We start from the raw sequence: 15,062 nt of genomic DNA on the forward strand, positions 1-15,062 counted from the left end.
GGCATCTGTTTCGGGACCAATGCCCCTGGGAGAGAGTCGTTTCCCCGCCATAGCGTCATGGCTCAGCCAGATGAAAATTCCCTGCCTACAGCTCAGCAGAGGAGACCGCGATGAGCAATAGCAACCTATGACCGCGGGAATGCGAGGGCAGTGCCGGCGCGCTGTGGAATTGGTGACGAACCCGGGACGTGACCATGGCTGAAGCGAGCGCCGATCTGGTCGACCGTGCCGACGTGGAGGCGCTCCTGCGCCGCTTCTACGGGCGGGCGCTGGCCGACGAGGTGCTGGCCGAGCCGTTCTCCGAGCTGCGGGCCGTCGGTTTGGACTCACACATTCCGACGATGTGCGACTTCTGGGAGACGGTGCTCTTTCGCGCGGGACGCTACCGCGGTAGCGCGCTGCAGGCGCACCGCGACATCCACCGCCGGACACCACTGTCCAACCGGCACTTTCTGCGCTGGCTCACCATCTGGCACGACACCGTCGACGAAATGTATTGCGGGGCAGCGGCTGACCGGGCAAAGATTCAGGCCGCCAGGATCGCGTGGGCCATGCACCGCCGGCTGACCGGACTCGATGCGCCCGAACTGCTCGCCACCGTCGCCTCGTGATCAGCCGTGGCTGATCCGCAGCAGCTCGTCCAGGTTGGGCAGCTTGACGCGGGGGCGCCCGTGCGGCTCGCCGGCGGCACGCTCGTGACGGTCGATGATCTCCCAGTGCGCGGAGGTGACCAGCTTCGGCTGGCGTGAGGCGAGCCAGTCGGCCAGCTTGTCGGCGTGGTCGTCGGCAAACTCGGCCAGGCCGCCGCCTTTGGCGCTGTCCAGATCTGCCAGCAGGGTGTCGACGGTCTCCTGCGAGTCCTTCTTATTGGTACCGATGACACCGGTCGGTCCGCGCTTGATCCAACCGACGACGTATTCGTTGCGGCTGCCCTCGACCCGGCCGGCGGTGTTGGGGATCGTGGCGGACTTGTCGTCGAACGGCAGGCCCGGGGTGGGCACCCCCCGGTAGCCGACCGACCGCACCACCAGCTGAACGGGCAGCTCCTCGCGCTCGCCGGTGTCCTTGGCGGATACCCGCCCGTTCTCGTCGGTGACCAGCTGGTTGCGGCCCAGCACGATCCGCTCCACCCTGCCCTCGCCCTTGATCTCGATCGGCGAAGTCATGAACCGGAAGACGATCCGGCGATGGCCGGGCCGCGGCGCCCGCGCCGCGTAATCGCGCAACACCTTGATGTTCAGCTTCGTCGTCTTGTCCGCCGCGGCCTCATCCTCATCGGTGATGCCCTCCAGCTGCGCCGGGTCGACGATCACGTCGACCCCCTCGAGGTCTCCCAGCTCACGCAGCTCGAGGGTGGTGAACGCGGTCTGCAGGGGCCCGCGCCGGCCGAGGATCACCACCTCCTCGACGCCGCATGGTCGCAGCGAGTCGAGCGCGTGATCGGCGATGTCGGTGACCCCCAGCATGTCGGGATCGGTGACCAGGATGCGCGCCACGTCGAGTGCCACGTTGCCGTTGCCGACGACCACGGCGCGGGCACCCGAGAGGTCGGGCGTGGCCTGCTCGAAATTGGGGTGCGCGTTGTACCAGCCGACGAAGTCGACGGCGGCGACGCTGCCCGGCAGGTCCTCCCCGGGGATGTTGAGCGCGCGGTCGGACTGTGCCCCGACGGCGTAGACGACGGCGTCGTAGCGCTCGGCCAGCTCGCTGGACTGCACGTGCTCACCGACGACCACGTTGCCGAAGAAGCGGAAGCGCGGGTCCTCGGCGGTCTTCTCGAACTGCTTGCTGATCGACTTGATCTTCGGGTGGTCGGGCGCGACGCCGGAGCGCACCAGCCCCCACGGCGTGGGCAGCATCTCCAGCATGTCGACCGCGACATCGATGTCCTCGGCCGCGTCGGCCGCCTTGAGCAGCGACGACGCGGCGAAGAACCCCGACGGTCCGGAGCCGACGATTGCAACGTGGTATGGGCGCATACTCGACCTTCTATTCGTGCCCGGTCAGCGCGCGGGGGCAGTCGGCGCGCTGCGCGGGGCGCACATGATCGTGACTCGATGCTAAACGCATGACCGCTGGTCGTGGCCCGAGCACTCGCCGGGAGCCGGGGCGTCCGGCGGGTCCCGGTAACGTGGTCGGCTGTGGAACCCGACCGTCAAGCCGACATCGCCGCCCTTGACTCCACCCTGACCACGGTGGAGCGGGTGCTGGATGTGGACGGTCTGCGCAGCCGCATCGAGAAGCTCGAGCAGGAGGCGTCCGATCCCCAGTTGTGGGACGACCAGACCCGCGCGCAGCGGGTGACCAGCGAGCTGTCGCACGCTCAGGGGGAGTTGCGCCGGATCGAGGACTTGCGCAGGCGCCTCGACGACCTGCCGGTGCTCTACGAACTGGCGGCCGAAGAGGCCGAAGGCGAGGCCAGCAAAGTCGAAGCGTTCGCCGAGGCGGATGCCGAGCTGAAGGCGCTGCGCGCCGATATCGAAGCCACCGAGGTGCGCACCCTGCTCTCCGGTGAGTACGACGAACGCGAGGCCCTGGTCACCATCCGGTCCGGCGCCGGCGGGGTGGACGCCGCCGACTGGGCCGAGATGCTGATGCGGATGTACATGCGGTGGGCCGAACAGCACAAGTACCCGGTCGAAGTGTTCGACACCTCCTATGCCGAGGAGGCGGGCATCAAGAGCGCGACGTTCGCGGTGCACGCCCCGTTCGCCTACGGCACGTTGTCCGTGGAGCAGGGCACCCATCGATTGGTGAGAATCAGCCCGTTTGACAACCAAAGTCGGCGCCAGACATCGTTCGCCGAAGTCGAGGTCCTTCCGGTGGTGGATACCACCGATCACATCGACATCCCGGAAGGCGATGTGCGCGTTGATGTTTACCGCTCCAGCGGTCCCGGCGGCCAATCGGTGAACACCACCGACTCGGCGGTTCGTTTAACCCACATCCCAACGGGTATCGTCGTGACTTGCCAGAACGAAAAATCGCAACTGCAGAACAAGATTTCGGCAATGCGGGTGCTTCAGGCAAAATTGTTGGAGCGCAAGCGTTCCGAAGAACGCGCCGAGCTGGACGCGTTGAAAGGCGAAGGCGGCAGTTCGTGGGGCAATCAGATGCGCTCCTACGTTCTGCACCCGTATCAGATGGTCAAGGACCTGCGGACCGAGTACGAGGTCGGCAACCCGGCGGCCGTCCTGGATGGAGACATCGACGGGTTCCTGGAAGCGGGAATCCGGTGGCGCAATCGAAAAGATGACGACTAACACAACTTTTTCCGCCTCGATCGCCTTGGCAAAGGCGCTGGGCTGGCACGACTTTTGGCGCGGTGACGTCGGGCAATGGATCATCACCCGCGGTCTGCGGATCGTGATGGTGTTGATCGTGGCGGTGCTCGCGGCCCGGTTCGTCAACTGGGTGGCCCAGCAGGTGACCCGTCAGCTCAACTTGGGCTTCGCCGAAAGCGACGCGCTGGTGCGCTCGGAAGCGTCCAAGCACCGCCAGGCCATGGCGTCGGTGATCTCCTGGGTGTCGGTGGTCCTCATCGCCATCTGGGTGATCATGCAGATCGCCGACGTGCTGCAGTTTTCGGTCGGGGGACTGGTCGCGCCGGCGACCGTGGTCGGTGCCGCGCTGGGTTTCGGCGCGCAGCAGCTGGTCAGGGACCTGCTGTCCGGGTTCTTCATCCTGGCGGAGCGCCAGTACGGCTTCGGAGATCTGGTCACCCTCACCGTCGTTTCAGCGACGGAGGCCAGCGGCACCGTCGAGAACGTGACGTTGCGGGTGACCCGGCTGCGCTCGCCCGACGGCGAGGTCTTGACCATTCCCAACGGGCAGATCGTGAAGGTCGTGAACCTGTCCAAGGACTGGGCGCGCGCGGTGGTGGACATTCCGGTGTCCACGAACGCCGACCTGAACCGGGTCAACGAGGTCTTGCACCAGGAGTGCGACCGCGCCATGGACAACCCGGTGTTGGGCGAATTGCTGTTGGACGCCCCCACGGTGATGGGCGTGGAGAGCATCGAAGTCGACACCGTCACCCTGCGGCTGGTGGCCCGGACCCTGCCCGGCAAGCAGTTCGAGGCCGGCCGGCAACTGCGTGTCCTGGTCATTCGGGCGCTGGCGCGCGTCGGCATCATGACCGCCGCGGACGCGACGGTGGGCCTGGTGGACGACCCGTCGGTCCCGGCCGCCCAGGCCGCCGAGCAGCGAATCGACGATGACGTGCAAGGTGCGGTGCAGAAGCGTTGAAGTTCACCCTGAGCATCTTCGAGAAGCGCAGCGAGGACTCCGATGCGAATCGTCGCTGGCCGCATTACATGTTCGGCGGGCGAGCCCGCACGTCGACCATTGTGTTGATCATCGCCTTCTTCGCCGTGTGGTGGGTCTACGACACCTACCGCCCGGAACCGGCCAAGCCACCGGCGCAGCAGGTGGTGCCGCCGGGTTTCGTTCCCGACCCGAACTACACCTGGGTGCCCCGCAGCCGCGTGCAGCAGCCGCCGGCCACCCCCACCTACACGCCGACCCCGACGAGCACGCCGCCGCCACCGCCACCACCACCGGTGACGACGACCACCACCCCGCCGGTGCAGCTGCCGCAGCTGCCTTGCCTGCTGCCGCCGCCGTTCTGCCCGCCAAGTACGAGCCCGACCGCACCGCCGCCCCAGCTACCGCAGCCGGGGCCCGGTCCGGCGCCCAGTTCACCGCCGCCAGCCAGTTGACTTGGCTTGCCAGCGAAATGCACGGCTACACTGGCGTGCCGTGATGATCACCCTGGACCATGTCAGCAAGAAGTACAAAGCGTCGGCCCGTCCGGCGTTGGAGGACGTCAACGTCAAAATCGACAAGGGTGAATTCGTCTTCCTGATCGGCCCGTCGGGCTCGGGCAAGTCGACGTTCATGCGGCTGCTGCTCGGTGAGGAGAACCCGACGTCCGGCGACATCCGGGTGTCGAAGTTCCATGTCAACAAGTTGCGCGGCCGCCACATACCGAAGCTGCGTCAGGTGATCGGCACCGTCTTCCAGGACTTCCGCCTGCTGCAGCAAAAGACGGTGTACGAGAACGTCGCCTTCGCGCTGGAAGTGATCGGCAAACGGACCGACGCGATCAATCGGGTGGTGCCCGAGGTGCTGGAAACCGTCGGCCTGTCGGGCAAAGCGAACCGGTTGCCCAACGAGTTGTCCGGTGGTGAGCAGCAACGCGTGGCGATCGCGCGCGCGTACGTCAACCGGCCCCTGGTTCTGCTGGCCGACGAGCCGACTGGCAATCTCGACCCCGACACCAGTAAGGACATCATGGATTTGTTGGAGCGGATCAACCGCACCGGGACGACGGTGGTGATGGCGACGCACGACCACCACATCGTCGACTCGATGCGTCAGCGCGTCGTGGAGTTGTCTCTGGGCCGGCTGGTTCGCGACGAGCAGCGCGGCATCTACGGGATGGACCGCTAAGTGCGCTTTGGCTTCCTGTTCAACGAGGTCCTGACCGGTCTTCGCCGCAACGTCACGATGACGGCCGCGATGATCCTCACCACGGCCATCTCCATCGGCCTGTTCGGTGGCGGCCTGCTCGTGGTCCGGCTGGCGGACAACTCGCGGGAGATCTATCTCGACCGCGTCGAGACGCAGGTGTTCCTCACCGATGACATCTCCGCCAACGACGCGACATGCGCGTCCGGTCCATGTAAAGCGCTGCGGGACAAGATCGATGCGCGACAGGACGTCAAATCGGTGCGCTTCGTCAACCGGCAGGACGCCTACAACGACGCGATCAAGAAGTTCCCGGAGTTCAAGGACGTCGCCGGCAAGGAATCATTTCCCGCGTCGTTCATCGTCAAGTTGAACAACCCCGAACAGCACGCGGAGTTCGATGCCGCGATGCAGGGGCAGCCCGGGGTGCGCAGCATCCTCAACGAAAAGGATTTGATCGACCGGCTGTTCGCGGTTCTGGACGGTTTGCGCGACGCCGCGTTCGCCGTCGCCCTGGTGCAGGCCGTGGGGGCGATCTTGCTGATTGCCAACATGGTCCAAGTCGCGGCGTACACGCGGCGCACCGAAATCGGGATCATGCGTTCGGTCGGCGCCAGCCGCTGGTATACCCAGTTGCCCTTCCTGGTGGAGGCGATGCTGGCCGCGTCCATCGGTGTGGCCATCGCGATCGCCGGCCTGGTTCTGGTGCGGGCCTGGTTCCTCGACAACGCGCTCAGCCAGTTCTACCAAGCCCATTTGATCGCGAAGGTCGACTATGCCGACATCCTCTACATCTCGCCGTGGTTGTTCCTGCTCGGCGTGTCGATGGCAGGCCTGACCGCGTACGCGACGTTGCGCCTCTACATCCGGCGGTAGCTATGGCCAAGGATCCCGGCCGGGCCAAGGGGGCGGGCGGCAAGCGTGGCAGCAAACAGATTGTGGCCACCAATCGCAAAGCGCGGCACAACTATTCGATACTCGAAGAGTTCGAGGCCGGAGTGGCTTTACAAGGGACTGAAGTGAAAAGCCTGCGCCAGGGCCACGCATCGCTGGCCGACGCGTTCGCAACCGTCGACGACGGCGAAGTGTGGTTGCGTAACTTGTACATTCCGGAATACCAGCACGGTAGCTGGACCAACCATGAGCCCCGTCGCAATCGAAAGTTGTTGTTACATAGGCAACAAATCGACCGTCTGGTCGGAAAGATACGAGATGGTAACCTCGCCCTCGTGCCGATGTCTCTGTATTTCTCCGAAGGAAAGGTCAAGGTCGAGCTCGCGTTGGCGCGCGGCAAGCGAGCGCACGACAAACGTCAGGACATGGCCCGCCGCGATGCCCAGCGCGAAGTGGTCCGTGAGTTGGGTCGCCGAGCCAAGGGCATGAACTGATCGGGGCCGCTTACGCCCAGCTGTCCGCCGTTACGTACGGCGTCAGCGATTTCGTGGGCGGTGTAGCCGCTCGACGGGTGGCCGCGCTGCGCGTGATGCTGGTGGTCTACCCGATCGAGACGTTTCTGCTGGGCGCATTGGCCGTGGCCGTGGGCGGGCCGATTTCGCGCGGCGCCATCTTCTGGGGCTGCCTCTATGGCGTCGGCATGGCGGTCGGCATGTGGGCGTTCTTCGCGGCGCTGGGTGCCGGGCCGATCTCCGTCGTCTCACCGTTGGCGGCCGTCCTCAACGCCGCCGTGCCGGTGGCGGTCGGGGTGGCGCTGGGGGAGCGGCCGGGGCCAGGGGCGTCGGTGGGGGTGGTGCTGGCCCTCGTCGCGGTCATGCTGGTGAGCCGGGAGGCCACCGCCCAGGGCGTCACGCCGTATCGATTCACCCCGAAGGTGGCGTGGCTCACGCTCCTGGCCGGCTCGGCGATGGGGCTGAACCTGGTGTTTCTCCACCAGGCGCCGCACGCATGCAAACTGTGGCCGCTGGTGTTCGCCCGGCTCTCGGCCACGGTGGTGATCTTCGTGATGGCGGCGGCCAGCGACAACCTGCGCGCTCCGCGCGGAAAGCCGATGAAGCTGGCCTGGGCGGTGGCATTCTTGGACATCTGCGCCAACGTCACCATGCTGCTGGCGCTGCACACCTGGTTGCTTTCGCTGGCGAGCATCCTGATCTCGCTCTACCCGGCGGCAACGGTCGTGCTGGCGATGGTCGTCTTGCGCGAGCGACTGACGCGCTGGCAGGGGTTCGGCATGGTGATGGCCATGGGGTCCGTGGCCATGATCGCCGCAAGCTGACGGCCGCGCCCGTGCGGTAGCCGACCGGCCTACTATCCGAGAATGGCCGATCGCCCCGTCACAAAGCTCGACAAGTCCGATGTGCTCGCTGGTCTGTTCGCGGTGTGGGACGACATCACCGTGCTGCTGGGCGGGCTGGCCGAAGCGGATTGGCGGGCGGCCAGCCCGCTGCCGGGCTGGGACGTCAAGGCGCTGGTAGCGCACATGATCGGCACCGAATCCTTCCTCGCCGGTGTGTCCGCGCCCCAGCCCGACATCGACGTCTCGACGCTCGAGCACGTCCGCAACGACATCGGCGTGATGAACGAGTGCTGGGTGCGTCACCTCAGCGGGGAACCCGGTGAAGACGTGCTCAACCGGTTCAGGGACATCACCGATCAGCGGCGCAAGGCGCTGGCGGCCATGCCCGCCGAAGAGTGGGACGCCGTGACGCTGACGCCCGTCGGTCCGGAAAGCTACGGGCGGTTCATGCGGGTCCGGGTGTTCGACTGCTGGATGCACGAGCAGGACATTCGCGACGCGCTAGGGCGGCCGGCGTCGGATGACCAGCTTGTCGGGCCCGCTTCGGAACTGTCTCTCGACGAGATCACCGGGACGATGGGCTACGTGGTGGGCAAACGGGGCAAAGCGCCCGAGGGGTCGCGTGTCCTGTTCGAGCTGACCGGACCGCTTTCCCGTGACATCCGCGTCAGCGTCGATGGCCGGGCCCGGGTGGTCGACGACTTCGGTGGCCAGGAGCCGACCGTGACGATCCGGCTGGACGGGCTGCAGTTCACCCGGCTTGCCGGCGGGCGGCCGATGTGCCCCGGCCGGCCCCGGCACGTTGACCTCGGCGGCGACAAGGACGTGGCCGCCCGGGTCGTCGAGCACCTCAATTTCGTGATCTGATCGCAGCGGCGGTCCGGAAGATAAGTCCGTTGCCGCGCGTTGATAGCGGCGTACCATGGATTGTCCTGCCGAAAATCGGCGGGGATGCGAGGGGCTGAACGGTTTCGACTTCGCGCATCGAATCAAGGGAAGCGTGCCGGTGCAGGCAAGAGACCACCGTAAGCGTCGTTGCAACCAGATAAGCGCCGATTCACATCAGCGCGACTACGCTCTCGCTGCCTAAGCGACAGCTAGTCCGTCAGACCGGGAACTCCCTCGACCCGGAGCCTGGCGTCAGCTAGAGGGATCCACCGATGAGTTCGGTCGCGGGACTCATCGGGACACCAACAGCGACTGGGATCGTCATCCTGGCTGGTTCGCGTGACCGGGAGATCCGAGCAGAGGCATAGCGAACTGCGCACGGAGAAGCCTTGAGGGAATGCCGTAGGACCCGGGTTCGATTCCCGGCAGCTCCACCAAGAATTGCTGGTCAGGGCCAACAGGCTCTGGCCGGTTTTCTTTTCGTCGAGATGTGCTGACTATCTTCATGCTGAGCCCGACGGCCGTTCCGCTACGAAAAGTGGAGCGACGGGGGCCCTGTATCAAGGAGTGCTCATGATCTATCGCCTTGCCATCGGGGTGCTCGCCGCTTTGGCGGTGGCAATCATCGTCCCTGCCGAGGGCCATGCCGATCCGCCGACCAAGTGTTTGACCAACACCCCCAAAGGCAAGCAGGTCTATGTGCCCTGCGATCTGCTCAACGCCGGCGCCAATTTCCCGCCGGGGCAGCGTTGTCCTCCACCGCTCGAGCAGTACCCGAAAGACGTGGCGGACTGGTGTGGCGAAGGCCCGGGCCTTGCGACTCCCACACCGGCGAGTCCTACGACCCCGACAAGTCCCGCGAGCCCGACGAGTCCTGTGAAGACGACGCCCACGACACCGACGACTCCCACGACATCCACGACTCCCACGACACCGACGACTCTCACGACTCCCACGACACCGACGACTGCCGTGAGCCCGACGACTCCGACGAGTCCGCCGCCGACCAGTCCGACGAGTCCTGCGAGCCCGGACAATGGATCGTGAGCGTTGACGCCGTCAAGATCCGAAGGCGAAACCGCGGGTGACGGGGCCATGAGTCCCGGCCGGCTTTTCCCGTCGGCCCGGGCCAGTTGTCGACGATGGCGGAGTGTTCAGAACGGCATCGGCTGGTTGTAGATGGTCCCGGTCTGGTTCTGGACGGGGTCGGTGCAGGTGATGGTGACGTTCCAGAGCGTGCCCGTCGGGAGCTCGGGCGCGAAGTTCAACTGTTGCTGGCCCCCTTGGTTCAGCTGAAATGTCTGGTTGAGCGGGGCCATTGGCGTGCCGACGCCCTGGAGTACGTCCATGGTCCCAAAAGTCGGGGTGGCGTTGAAAATGCAGGAGCCGTACGTGCCGGGGCTCCCGTTGCCGCTGGTGTCTGTGACAGTGACCTGCAGACTCGGAAGGTTGTTCAGCGTTGCCGGTTGGAACTGGACACCGGCGGTGTCGGCCCGGGCGGTTCCCGCACCGAAGCACAAGACGGCGGACACGGCCACGCCCAGCGCCGAGAGGACCTGGTTTTTCGTCGGGCTGCAGGGGTTCACGTTGTGCGTCCTTTCGTGGTCGCGGTGCCCCCCGGCAGTTGTCGCCCACAGAGTAATCACGGGCGACGACCTTGCCCGCGCACGCCACGCCGCACGGGCGAGAGCTTTTCCCGCATTGCGCGGGTGTCATGGCACTGGCCATTCGTGTACTGGGGCACCGCTGCGCGCGTGCTCCGCATACCGCCGGGTCATCTCGCGCAGCGCACCGATGCGTTGCAGCCCGTGCTCCTCGAGGTAGCGCACCGTCTGGGTCTGCCAGACAGCGCCGGTGCGGCCGCATCGAGCACGCGCTTCGATAACTCCCAGGTACCGGTCTCGGTCGCTTGCGTCCACACCCCACGCGTCGAGCCCCGCCGCAGCGGCCGGCAGCAGGACGTCACGGATGAGCTGATCGGCGGGGCGGTCGGCGCCGTGCCAGGACAGCCGCGCCGCCAGCCCGTCTCGTGCCGCGCGGTGCAGGTTCTGCTCGGCCGCCGCGAAGGACGTCTGAGTCCACGGGGGTGGGTCGCTGTCGGCCAGCGCGCGGACCAGGCCGTAGTAGAACGCGGCGTTGGCGACCATGTCGACGGGAGTTGGCCCGCTTGGCAACACCCGGTTTTCAATGCGCAGCTGCGGACGCCCCGCCTGGACGTCATAGACCGGACGGTTCCAGCGCCACACCGTTCCGTTGTGTAGCCGCAGCTCACGCAGGGCCGGAGCGCGTCCGGCCCCCAGGGCGGCGCCGGGATCCTCGGCTTCCAGCGTCGGAAACAGCGGCCGATACAGCCGCACGAGGTCGTCGAAGAGCTCGACGGGCCCGCTGACCCACCGGTCACCGAGCCGGACCCGCGCCGGCGCAGCGGCGCGGACCTCCCCGCGGCGGCGGGTGTCGAGCAGCTGCTCCAACAGGGTGATGCGGGTTTCTTGCCATACCTGGCGGCCCAGCAGGTACGGCGAATTCGCGGCCACCGCGACCTGAGCCCCGGCGATCATCTGCGCGGCGTTGTAGTACGCGGCGAACCGGTCTGGCGGCACCCGCAGGTGCAGCTGCAGGCTCGTCGTGGCCGCGTCGGGAGCAACCGAGTCGGTTTTGAACTCCACCGGCTCACATCCATCAATCACGCGCACCAGGAACGGCCTGCGGCGGGCGGCCCTCATGCGGCCGGACAGCAGCGCGTAGCGCGGATTGTGGGAGATCCGCTCGACGGTCAACTCATCGGCGCTCAGGGTGGGCAGCATGCCGACGGCGACCAGTCGCACACCGAGCCGCTCGATCCGTGCCCGGCACGCATCGAGCACTTCGGCGAGCTCGCGCTCGCTGTCACGCAGTACCCCGCCGTGCAGCAGGCGTGGAGCGAGGTTCAGCTCGACGTTGAACTGGCCGAGCTCGTGTTGCATGTCCGCTCGGCCCAGCCGGGCAAGGACGGCGTCATTGATCAGCCGTGGCCGGCCTAACGGATCTACGAGATCGAGCTCGACCTCCATACCGATGGTGTCCTCATGACCGTCGAACCAGCCGCCGTCGACCATGCGCTGCATCGCGACAACGCACAGCTCGAGCCTGCGGCGCACCTCGTCGTCATGGCCGACAACCAGGGCGGAAGGGTCGATGCGGTCACCCACGGCGCACCTCCCGCGGCATAGCTGGACGTGGACCCGCGTAGCGGAGGCCCACTTGGGAATCTAGGCGCATGAGATGGGTCGAGCGACCCTTCGGCGCCGGGACACGGCGCCTCCCTCAAGCCGCTGCCCGGGCGGGTTCTCAGTTGCCTGCCTCGATTGCCGCGACGCGGGCGGCCGCGTCGGATCCGCAGAAGCGCTGGAGGTCCACCCCGCCCGCGGCCAGCAAGTCGTCGATGCGGCGTTTCAGGTCGCCCGAGGACAGGTGCGCATACAGGTTGGCACCAGGACAAGAGGTCGACGCGAGGTCCCGATGGCCCGCCAGTGTGGCGGTCGCGACCCGAAAGTTCTGGGCGGCCCACGCAAACGCCCGCGCGGCCCCCTGAAGCTGGGCCTCCGACACGGCCTCCTGGTCGAAGTCGCCCTCGCAGAGGACCAGGAAATGACCCGTCGTGTCGTAGTCGGTCGCGGTGTCGCCCGCGATTTCGGTGCTCCGGAGTTCGTAGATGTTGCCATTGCGGTCGACGCCGACGTGATAGGCGATGTCGACCCACCCGTGCTGATCCTGGTGGTACCGCTGATCCTGCCGGAGGCGGCCCGGGGCATATCGGTTGTCACCGAGGACGACAGCCTCGTGGTGGAGCGTCATCCGGGTGATGGTGTGGCGCTTCCCGCCAGAGCGGGCCGGCCGCGCGCCCCACGCATCTCGACATAGCAACAACGCCGAAGCGGTTGCCGTCAGGCCGACGCTCGTCGTCGACGTCGCGGCAGGAGACGTCGAGCAACCGCCGATCATGGACGCCACGCCCATGCCGCCGGCCACCCCCAACAGCCGGCGGCGACTGACAACGGCCGGCGGTTCATGGGTCCGGCCGGGCGCGGGCTCGCACACCGTCCTCACGATACGGGCGTGATCGGGCAGCGAGGGATGCGTTTCGTTGTCTTGACGCCGCCCAGATCCGAACACAAAATCGCAGTCAACGAGATGAGCTTCAGATGAATCGACCGGCCGCCACAGGTTTCCGCGATGCCGTGCGAACCGCGCTCGCCGCCGGGACTGCCTTCCTTGCAATGACCGCGGCTTGCTCGCGTGGCGACACCGGACCACCGGCGTCGGGCGCAAGCACGCAGGCTCCCAGACCGGACGTCGCGACAGTCGTCACACCGCCCGACCCGGCTCCCGCCTTCGATTTCGCGCCCGTCTCCAAGCTGATCAACCAAGCGATTGCGGCAAACAAGCTGCCCGGCGCCGTGGTTGAGGTCGGTCACGGCGGCAAGGCTGTCTTCCACCGGGCCTACGGCTCCCGCAAGCTTGCGGGCGAACCCGGGCTGGACGGGTCGCCCACGCCCGCGGAGCCGATGACCGAGGACACGCTGTTCGATTTGGCGTCGTTGACGAAGAGCCTCGCGACGGCGACTGCCGTCATGCAGCTCTACGAGCAAGGAAAGGTCGGATTCGACGATCCCGTGCAGCGGTACTTGCCCGACTTCAACACCACGAACGATCCGCACCGCGCGCAGGTGTCCGTTCGCATGCTCCTCACCCACACGTCCGGTGAAACGGGCGACGTCAATCTGGGGGACCCGTGGGGACTGGACAAAGCCGACAAAGGGGAGGGCATTCATCGCGCCCTCACCACGCCGCTGGAGTCGACGCCCGGTGGTGGTTTCCGCTACTCCGACATCAACTTCATCCTGCTCGGCGCGCTGGTCGAAAAGCTCACCGGTGAGGAGTTGGACGTCTACGTTCGGCGGCGCGTGTTCGAGCCGCTCGGCATGGCCGACACCCGCTACCTTCCCCCCGCCAAAGCGTGTGGTCCGCACTCGACGATCGGAGCCGCGGTCGCCTGGGCTCCCGCGCAGCAAGACGGGCCGGCGGACGCCTGCCCCGCGGGTACATGGAGCACCGGTCTCTTGCCGCGCATCGCGCCGACGGCGCGTGACGAAGAGGGCAGGGCCGATCCGGGCAAGAATCCCGATCTTGATCACCTGCTCCGGGGCACCGTGCAGGACACGACGGCGCGGCGCATGGGTGGGGTGGCCGGGCATGCCGGCGTGTTCTCGACGGCCCACGATGTCGGCATCTTCGCGCAGGCACTGCTTGACCGGCTCGCGGGCAGACCGAGCGAATTCCCTTTGGCACAACCAACTCTCGAGTTGATGACGACTCCGCAGCAGCCCGGACATACGCCCGGCCAACTCCAGGCGGCCAACGATGCCACCCGCGCGGCCGTCGCGAAGAGACCGAACAAAGCCGATCCGCTGCTCGCGCCGCGCTATCCGGCGATCGCCGGTCAGAACCTGCGCGGCTTCGGCTGGGATATCGACACGGGCCAGTCCACGGCGCGCGGCGCGGTCTTCCCGATCGGTAGCTTCGGGCACACCGGCTTCACCGGAACCTCGGTGTGGATGGACCCCCGCTCCGATACCTACATCGTCGTGCTCGCGAACTCGATCCACACGCGCGGCAGTCCACCGATGTCGGATCTGCGTGGCGAGGTCGCGACGGCGACCGCACAGGCCCTGGGCCTCTAGGGCCGCTCGAAGTGCTGGTAGTCGAGGGGAGCCGTCCACTCGCCACCCCAGCGCCAGCCACGATCCGTGAACACGCGCACCGCCGGGTCGCCGACGTGTAAGAGCCCCGGGTCGGTGCGGTTGCGGTCCAGGTAGGCCGCCGCGTTCTCCGGTTCGAAATAGCCGCTGGCGTAGAGACACGGGTTGACACGCGGGTTGAGATCGATCGCCCGGCCGTAAGCGTGCGGAGACCAGTCGTTGGTTCCCGGGATGTGCCGGCAGTTGAACGCCGAAGTGTTGTTGTCCTCCATGGATAACTCGTCATCGGCGCCCGGGTAGTGGTCGACCGTGCCGATCTTCTCGACGGGATAGCGCAGTCGGTAAAGCTGCTCGAAGATGGCGATGACCTCCGGCGCCAGGTCTTCATGCACGATCAGTGCACCGCGATGCGTCTGGCCGTCGAAACCGATGTGGTCGACGTCGACCCGTCGCAGCCGCTCCGCCTCGACCGGGCACCCCGGCCGCCAGCTCTCGCCGAGTTCGGCCGCGGTGACGGGCGACACGGTGCCACCGGTGGGTGCCGGCGGCACACTGGCCGACGAGGCGGCGGTCGGCGCTGACGCTGTGGCGGACCGCGCCGGTGTCGCCGCAGGAGGTGGCTGCGCAGCGGTGCACTGCACCAGCACCAGACATGCTGCGAGCATTCCCGTCACCGCGGTACCCCGCCGCTCGACGGGCGTCAACGGGGATGA

16 protein-coding genes and 1 other RNA gene are annotated in these 15,062 nt (G+C 66.9%); 12 read left to right on the top strand and 5 right to left on the bottom strand.

Annotated elements, in window-relative coordinates:
• Positions 1 to 194: 194 nt before the first annotated feature.
• Positions 195 to 611 (top strand): group III truncated hemoglobin, encoded by a 417-nt coding sequence (locus tag G6N37_RS00995; protein WP_163674718.1) that lies wholly within the window; start codon positions 195 to 197, stop codon positions 609 to 611.
• Here the strand turns inward: G6N37_RS00995 and G6N37_RS01000 are convergent, their stop codons facing one another.
• Complete coding sequence (locus tag G6N37_RS01000) at positions 612 to 1,979, bottom strand: FAD-dependent oxidoreductase (RefSeq protein WP_163674723.1); 1,368 nt, start codon at positions 1,977 to 1,979, stop codon at positions 612 to 614.
• A 162-nt stretch (positions 1,980 to 2,141) separates the two neighbouring features.
• Between G6N37_RS01000 and prfB the strand changes: the two genes are divergently transcribed.
• The 10 genes from prfB (at position 2,142) to G6N37_RS01050 (ending at position 9,699) form a co-directional block, all read left to right on the top strand.
• On the top strand, positions 2,142 to 3,263 hold the full coding sequence (gene prfB, locus G6N37_RS01005; RefSeq protein ID WP_163674726.1) for a peptide chain release factor 2: 1,122 nt from the start codon (positions 2,142 to 2,144) through the stop codon (positions 3,261 to 3,263).
• Positions 3,253 to 4,248: a mechanosensitive ion channel family protein gene (locus G6N37_RS01010; RefSeq protein ID WP_163674729.1), complete on the top strand. Its 996-nt coding sequence runs from the start codon at positions 3,253 to 3,255 to the stop codon at positions 4,246 to 4,248. Before prfB ends, G6N37_RS01010 begins: the two co-directional genes overlap by 11 nt.
• A complete protein-coding gene (locus G6N37_RS01015) occupies positions 4,245 to 4,721 on the top strand; it encodes a hypothetical protein (RefSeq protein ID WP_163674732.1) in 477 nt (158 codons plus the stop codon). The genes G6N37_RS01010 and G6N37_RS01015 overlap by 4 nt, the downstream gene beginning before the upstream one ends.
• A 43-nt stretch (positions 4,722 to 4,764) precedes the next feature.
• A complete protein-coding gene (gene ftsE, locus G6N37_RS01020; RefSeq protein WP_067920955.1) occupies positions 4,765 to 5,454 on the top strand; it encodes a cell division ATP-binding protein FtsE in 690 nt (229 codons plus the stop codon).
• On the top strand, positions 5,455 to 6,348 hold the full coding sequence (ftsX, locus tag G6N37_RS01025) for a permease-like cell division protein FtsX (RefSeq protein ID WP_163674734.1): 894 nt from the start codon (positions 5,455 to 5,457) through the stop codon (positions 6,346 to 6,348).
• Positions 6,349 to 6,350: 2 nt separating this feature from the next.
• Positions 6,351 to 6,860, top strand: coding sequence for an SsrA-binding protein SmpB (gene smpB, locus G6N37_RS01030; RefSeq protein ID WP_163674749.1), 510 nt, complete (start codon positions 6,351 to 6,353; stop codon positions 6,858 to 6,860).
• 92 nt (positions 6,861 to 6,952) lie between these two features.
• Positions 6,953 to 7,702 (top strand): EamA family transporter, encoded by a 750-nt coding sequence (locus tag G6N37_RS01035; RefSeq protein ID WP_174813895.1) that lies wholly within the window; start codon positions 6,953 to 6,955, stop codon positions 7,700 to 7,702.
• Positions 7,703 to 7,744: 42 nt separating this feature from the next.
• On the top strand, positions 7,745 to 8,590 hold the full coding sequence (locus G6N37_RS01040) for a maleylpyruvate isomerase family mycothiol-dependent enzyme (protein WP_163674756.1): 846 nt from the start codon (positions 7,745 to 7,747) through the stop codon (positions 8,588 to 8,590).
• 90 nt (positions 8,591 to 8,680) lie between these two features.
• Positions 8,681 to 9,048, top strand: a transfer-messenger RNA (tmRNA) gene (gene ssrA / locus G6N37_RS01045).
• A 357-nt stretch (positions 9,049 to 9,405) separates the two neighbouring features.
• A complete protein-coding gene (locus G6N37_RS01050; protein ID WP_163674758.1) occupies positions 9,406 to 9,699 on the top strand; it encodes a hypothetical protein in 294 nt (97 codons plus the stop codon).
• 66 nt (positions 9,700 to 9,765) lie between these two features.
• On the opposite strand, the gene G6N37_RS01055 is transcribed toward G6N37_RS01050, so the two are convergent.
• The 3 genes from G6N37_RS01055 to G6N37_RS01065 form a co-directional block, all read right to left on the bottom strand.
• A complete protein-coding gene (locus G6N37_RS01055; protein WP_163674761.1) occupies positions 9,766 to 10,197 on the bottom strand; it encodes a hypothetical protein in 432 nt (143 codons plus the stop codon).
• Positions 10,198 to 10,323: 126 nt separating this feature from the next.
• Positions 10,324 to 11,799 (bottom strand): glutamate--cysteine ligase family protein, encoded by a 1,476-nt coding sequence (locus G6N37_RS01060; RefSeq protein ID WP_163674766.1) that lies wholly within the window; start codon positions 11,797 to 11,799, stop codon positions 10,324 to 10,326.
• Between the two features lie 139 nt (positions 11,800 to 11,938).
• Positions 11,939 to 12,688, bottom strand: a complete 750-nt coding sequence (locus G6N37_RS01065; protein WP_232075223.1) for an N-acetylmuramoyl-L-alanine amidase — start codon at positions 12,686 to 12,688, stop codon at positions 11,939 to 11,941.
• Positions 12,689 to 12,792: 104 nt separating this feature from the next.
• Between G6N37_RS01065 and G6N37_RS01070 the strand changes: the two genes are divergently transcribed.
• The gene (locus G6N37_RS01070) at positions 12,793 to 14,331 is read left to right on the top strand and encodes a serine hydrolase domain-containing protein (RefSeq protein WP_232075229.1); all 1,539 of its coding nucleotides are present in this window, start codon (positions 12,793 to 12,795) and stop codon (positions 14,329 to 14,331) included.
• Here G6N37_RS01070 and G6N37_RS01075 read toward each other — a convergent pair.
• The gene (locus G6N37_RS01075) at positions 14,328 to 15,014 is read right to left on the bottom strand and encodes a M15 family metallopeptidase (protein ID WP_163684408.1); all 687 of its coding nucleotides are present in this window, start codon (positions 15,012 to 15,014) and stop codon (positions 14,328 to 14,330) included. The genes G6N37_RS01070 and G6N37_RS01075 overlap by 4 nt on opposite strands.
• Positions 15,015 to 15,062: the final 48 nt, after the last annotated feature.

This window comes from Mycobacterium seoulense, from assembly GCF_010731595.1.
In the GTDB taxonomy this organism is placed as follows: Bacteria; Actinomycetota; Actinomycetes; order Mycobacteriales; family Mycobacteriaceae; genus Mycobacterium; species Mycobacterium seoulense.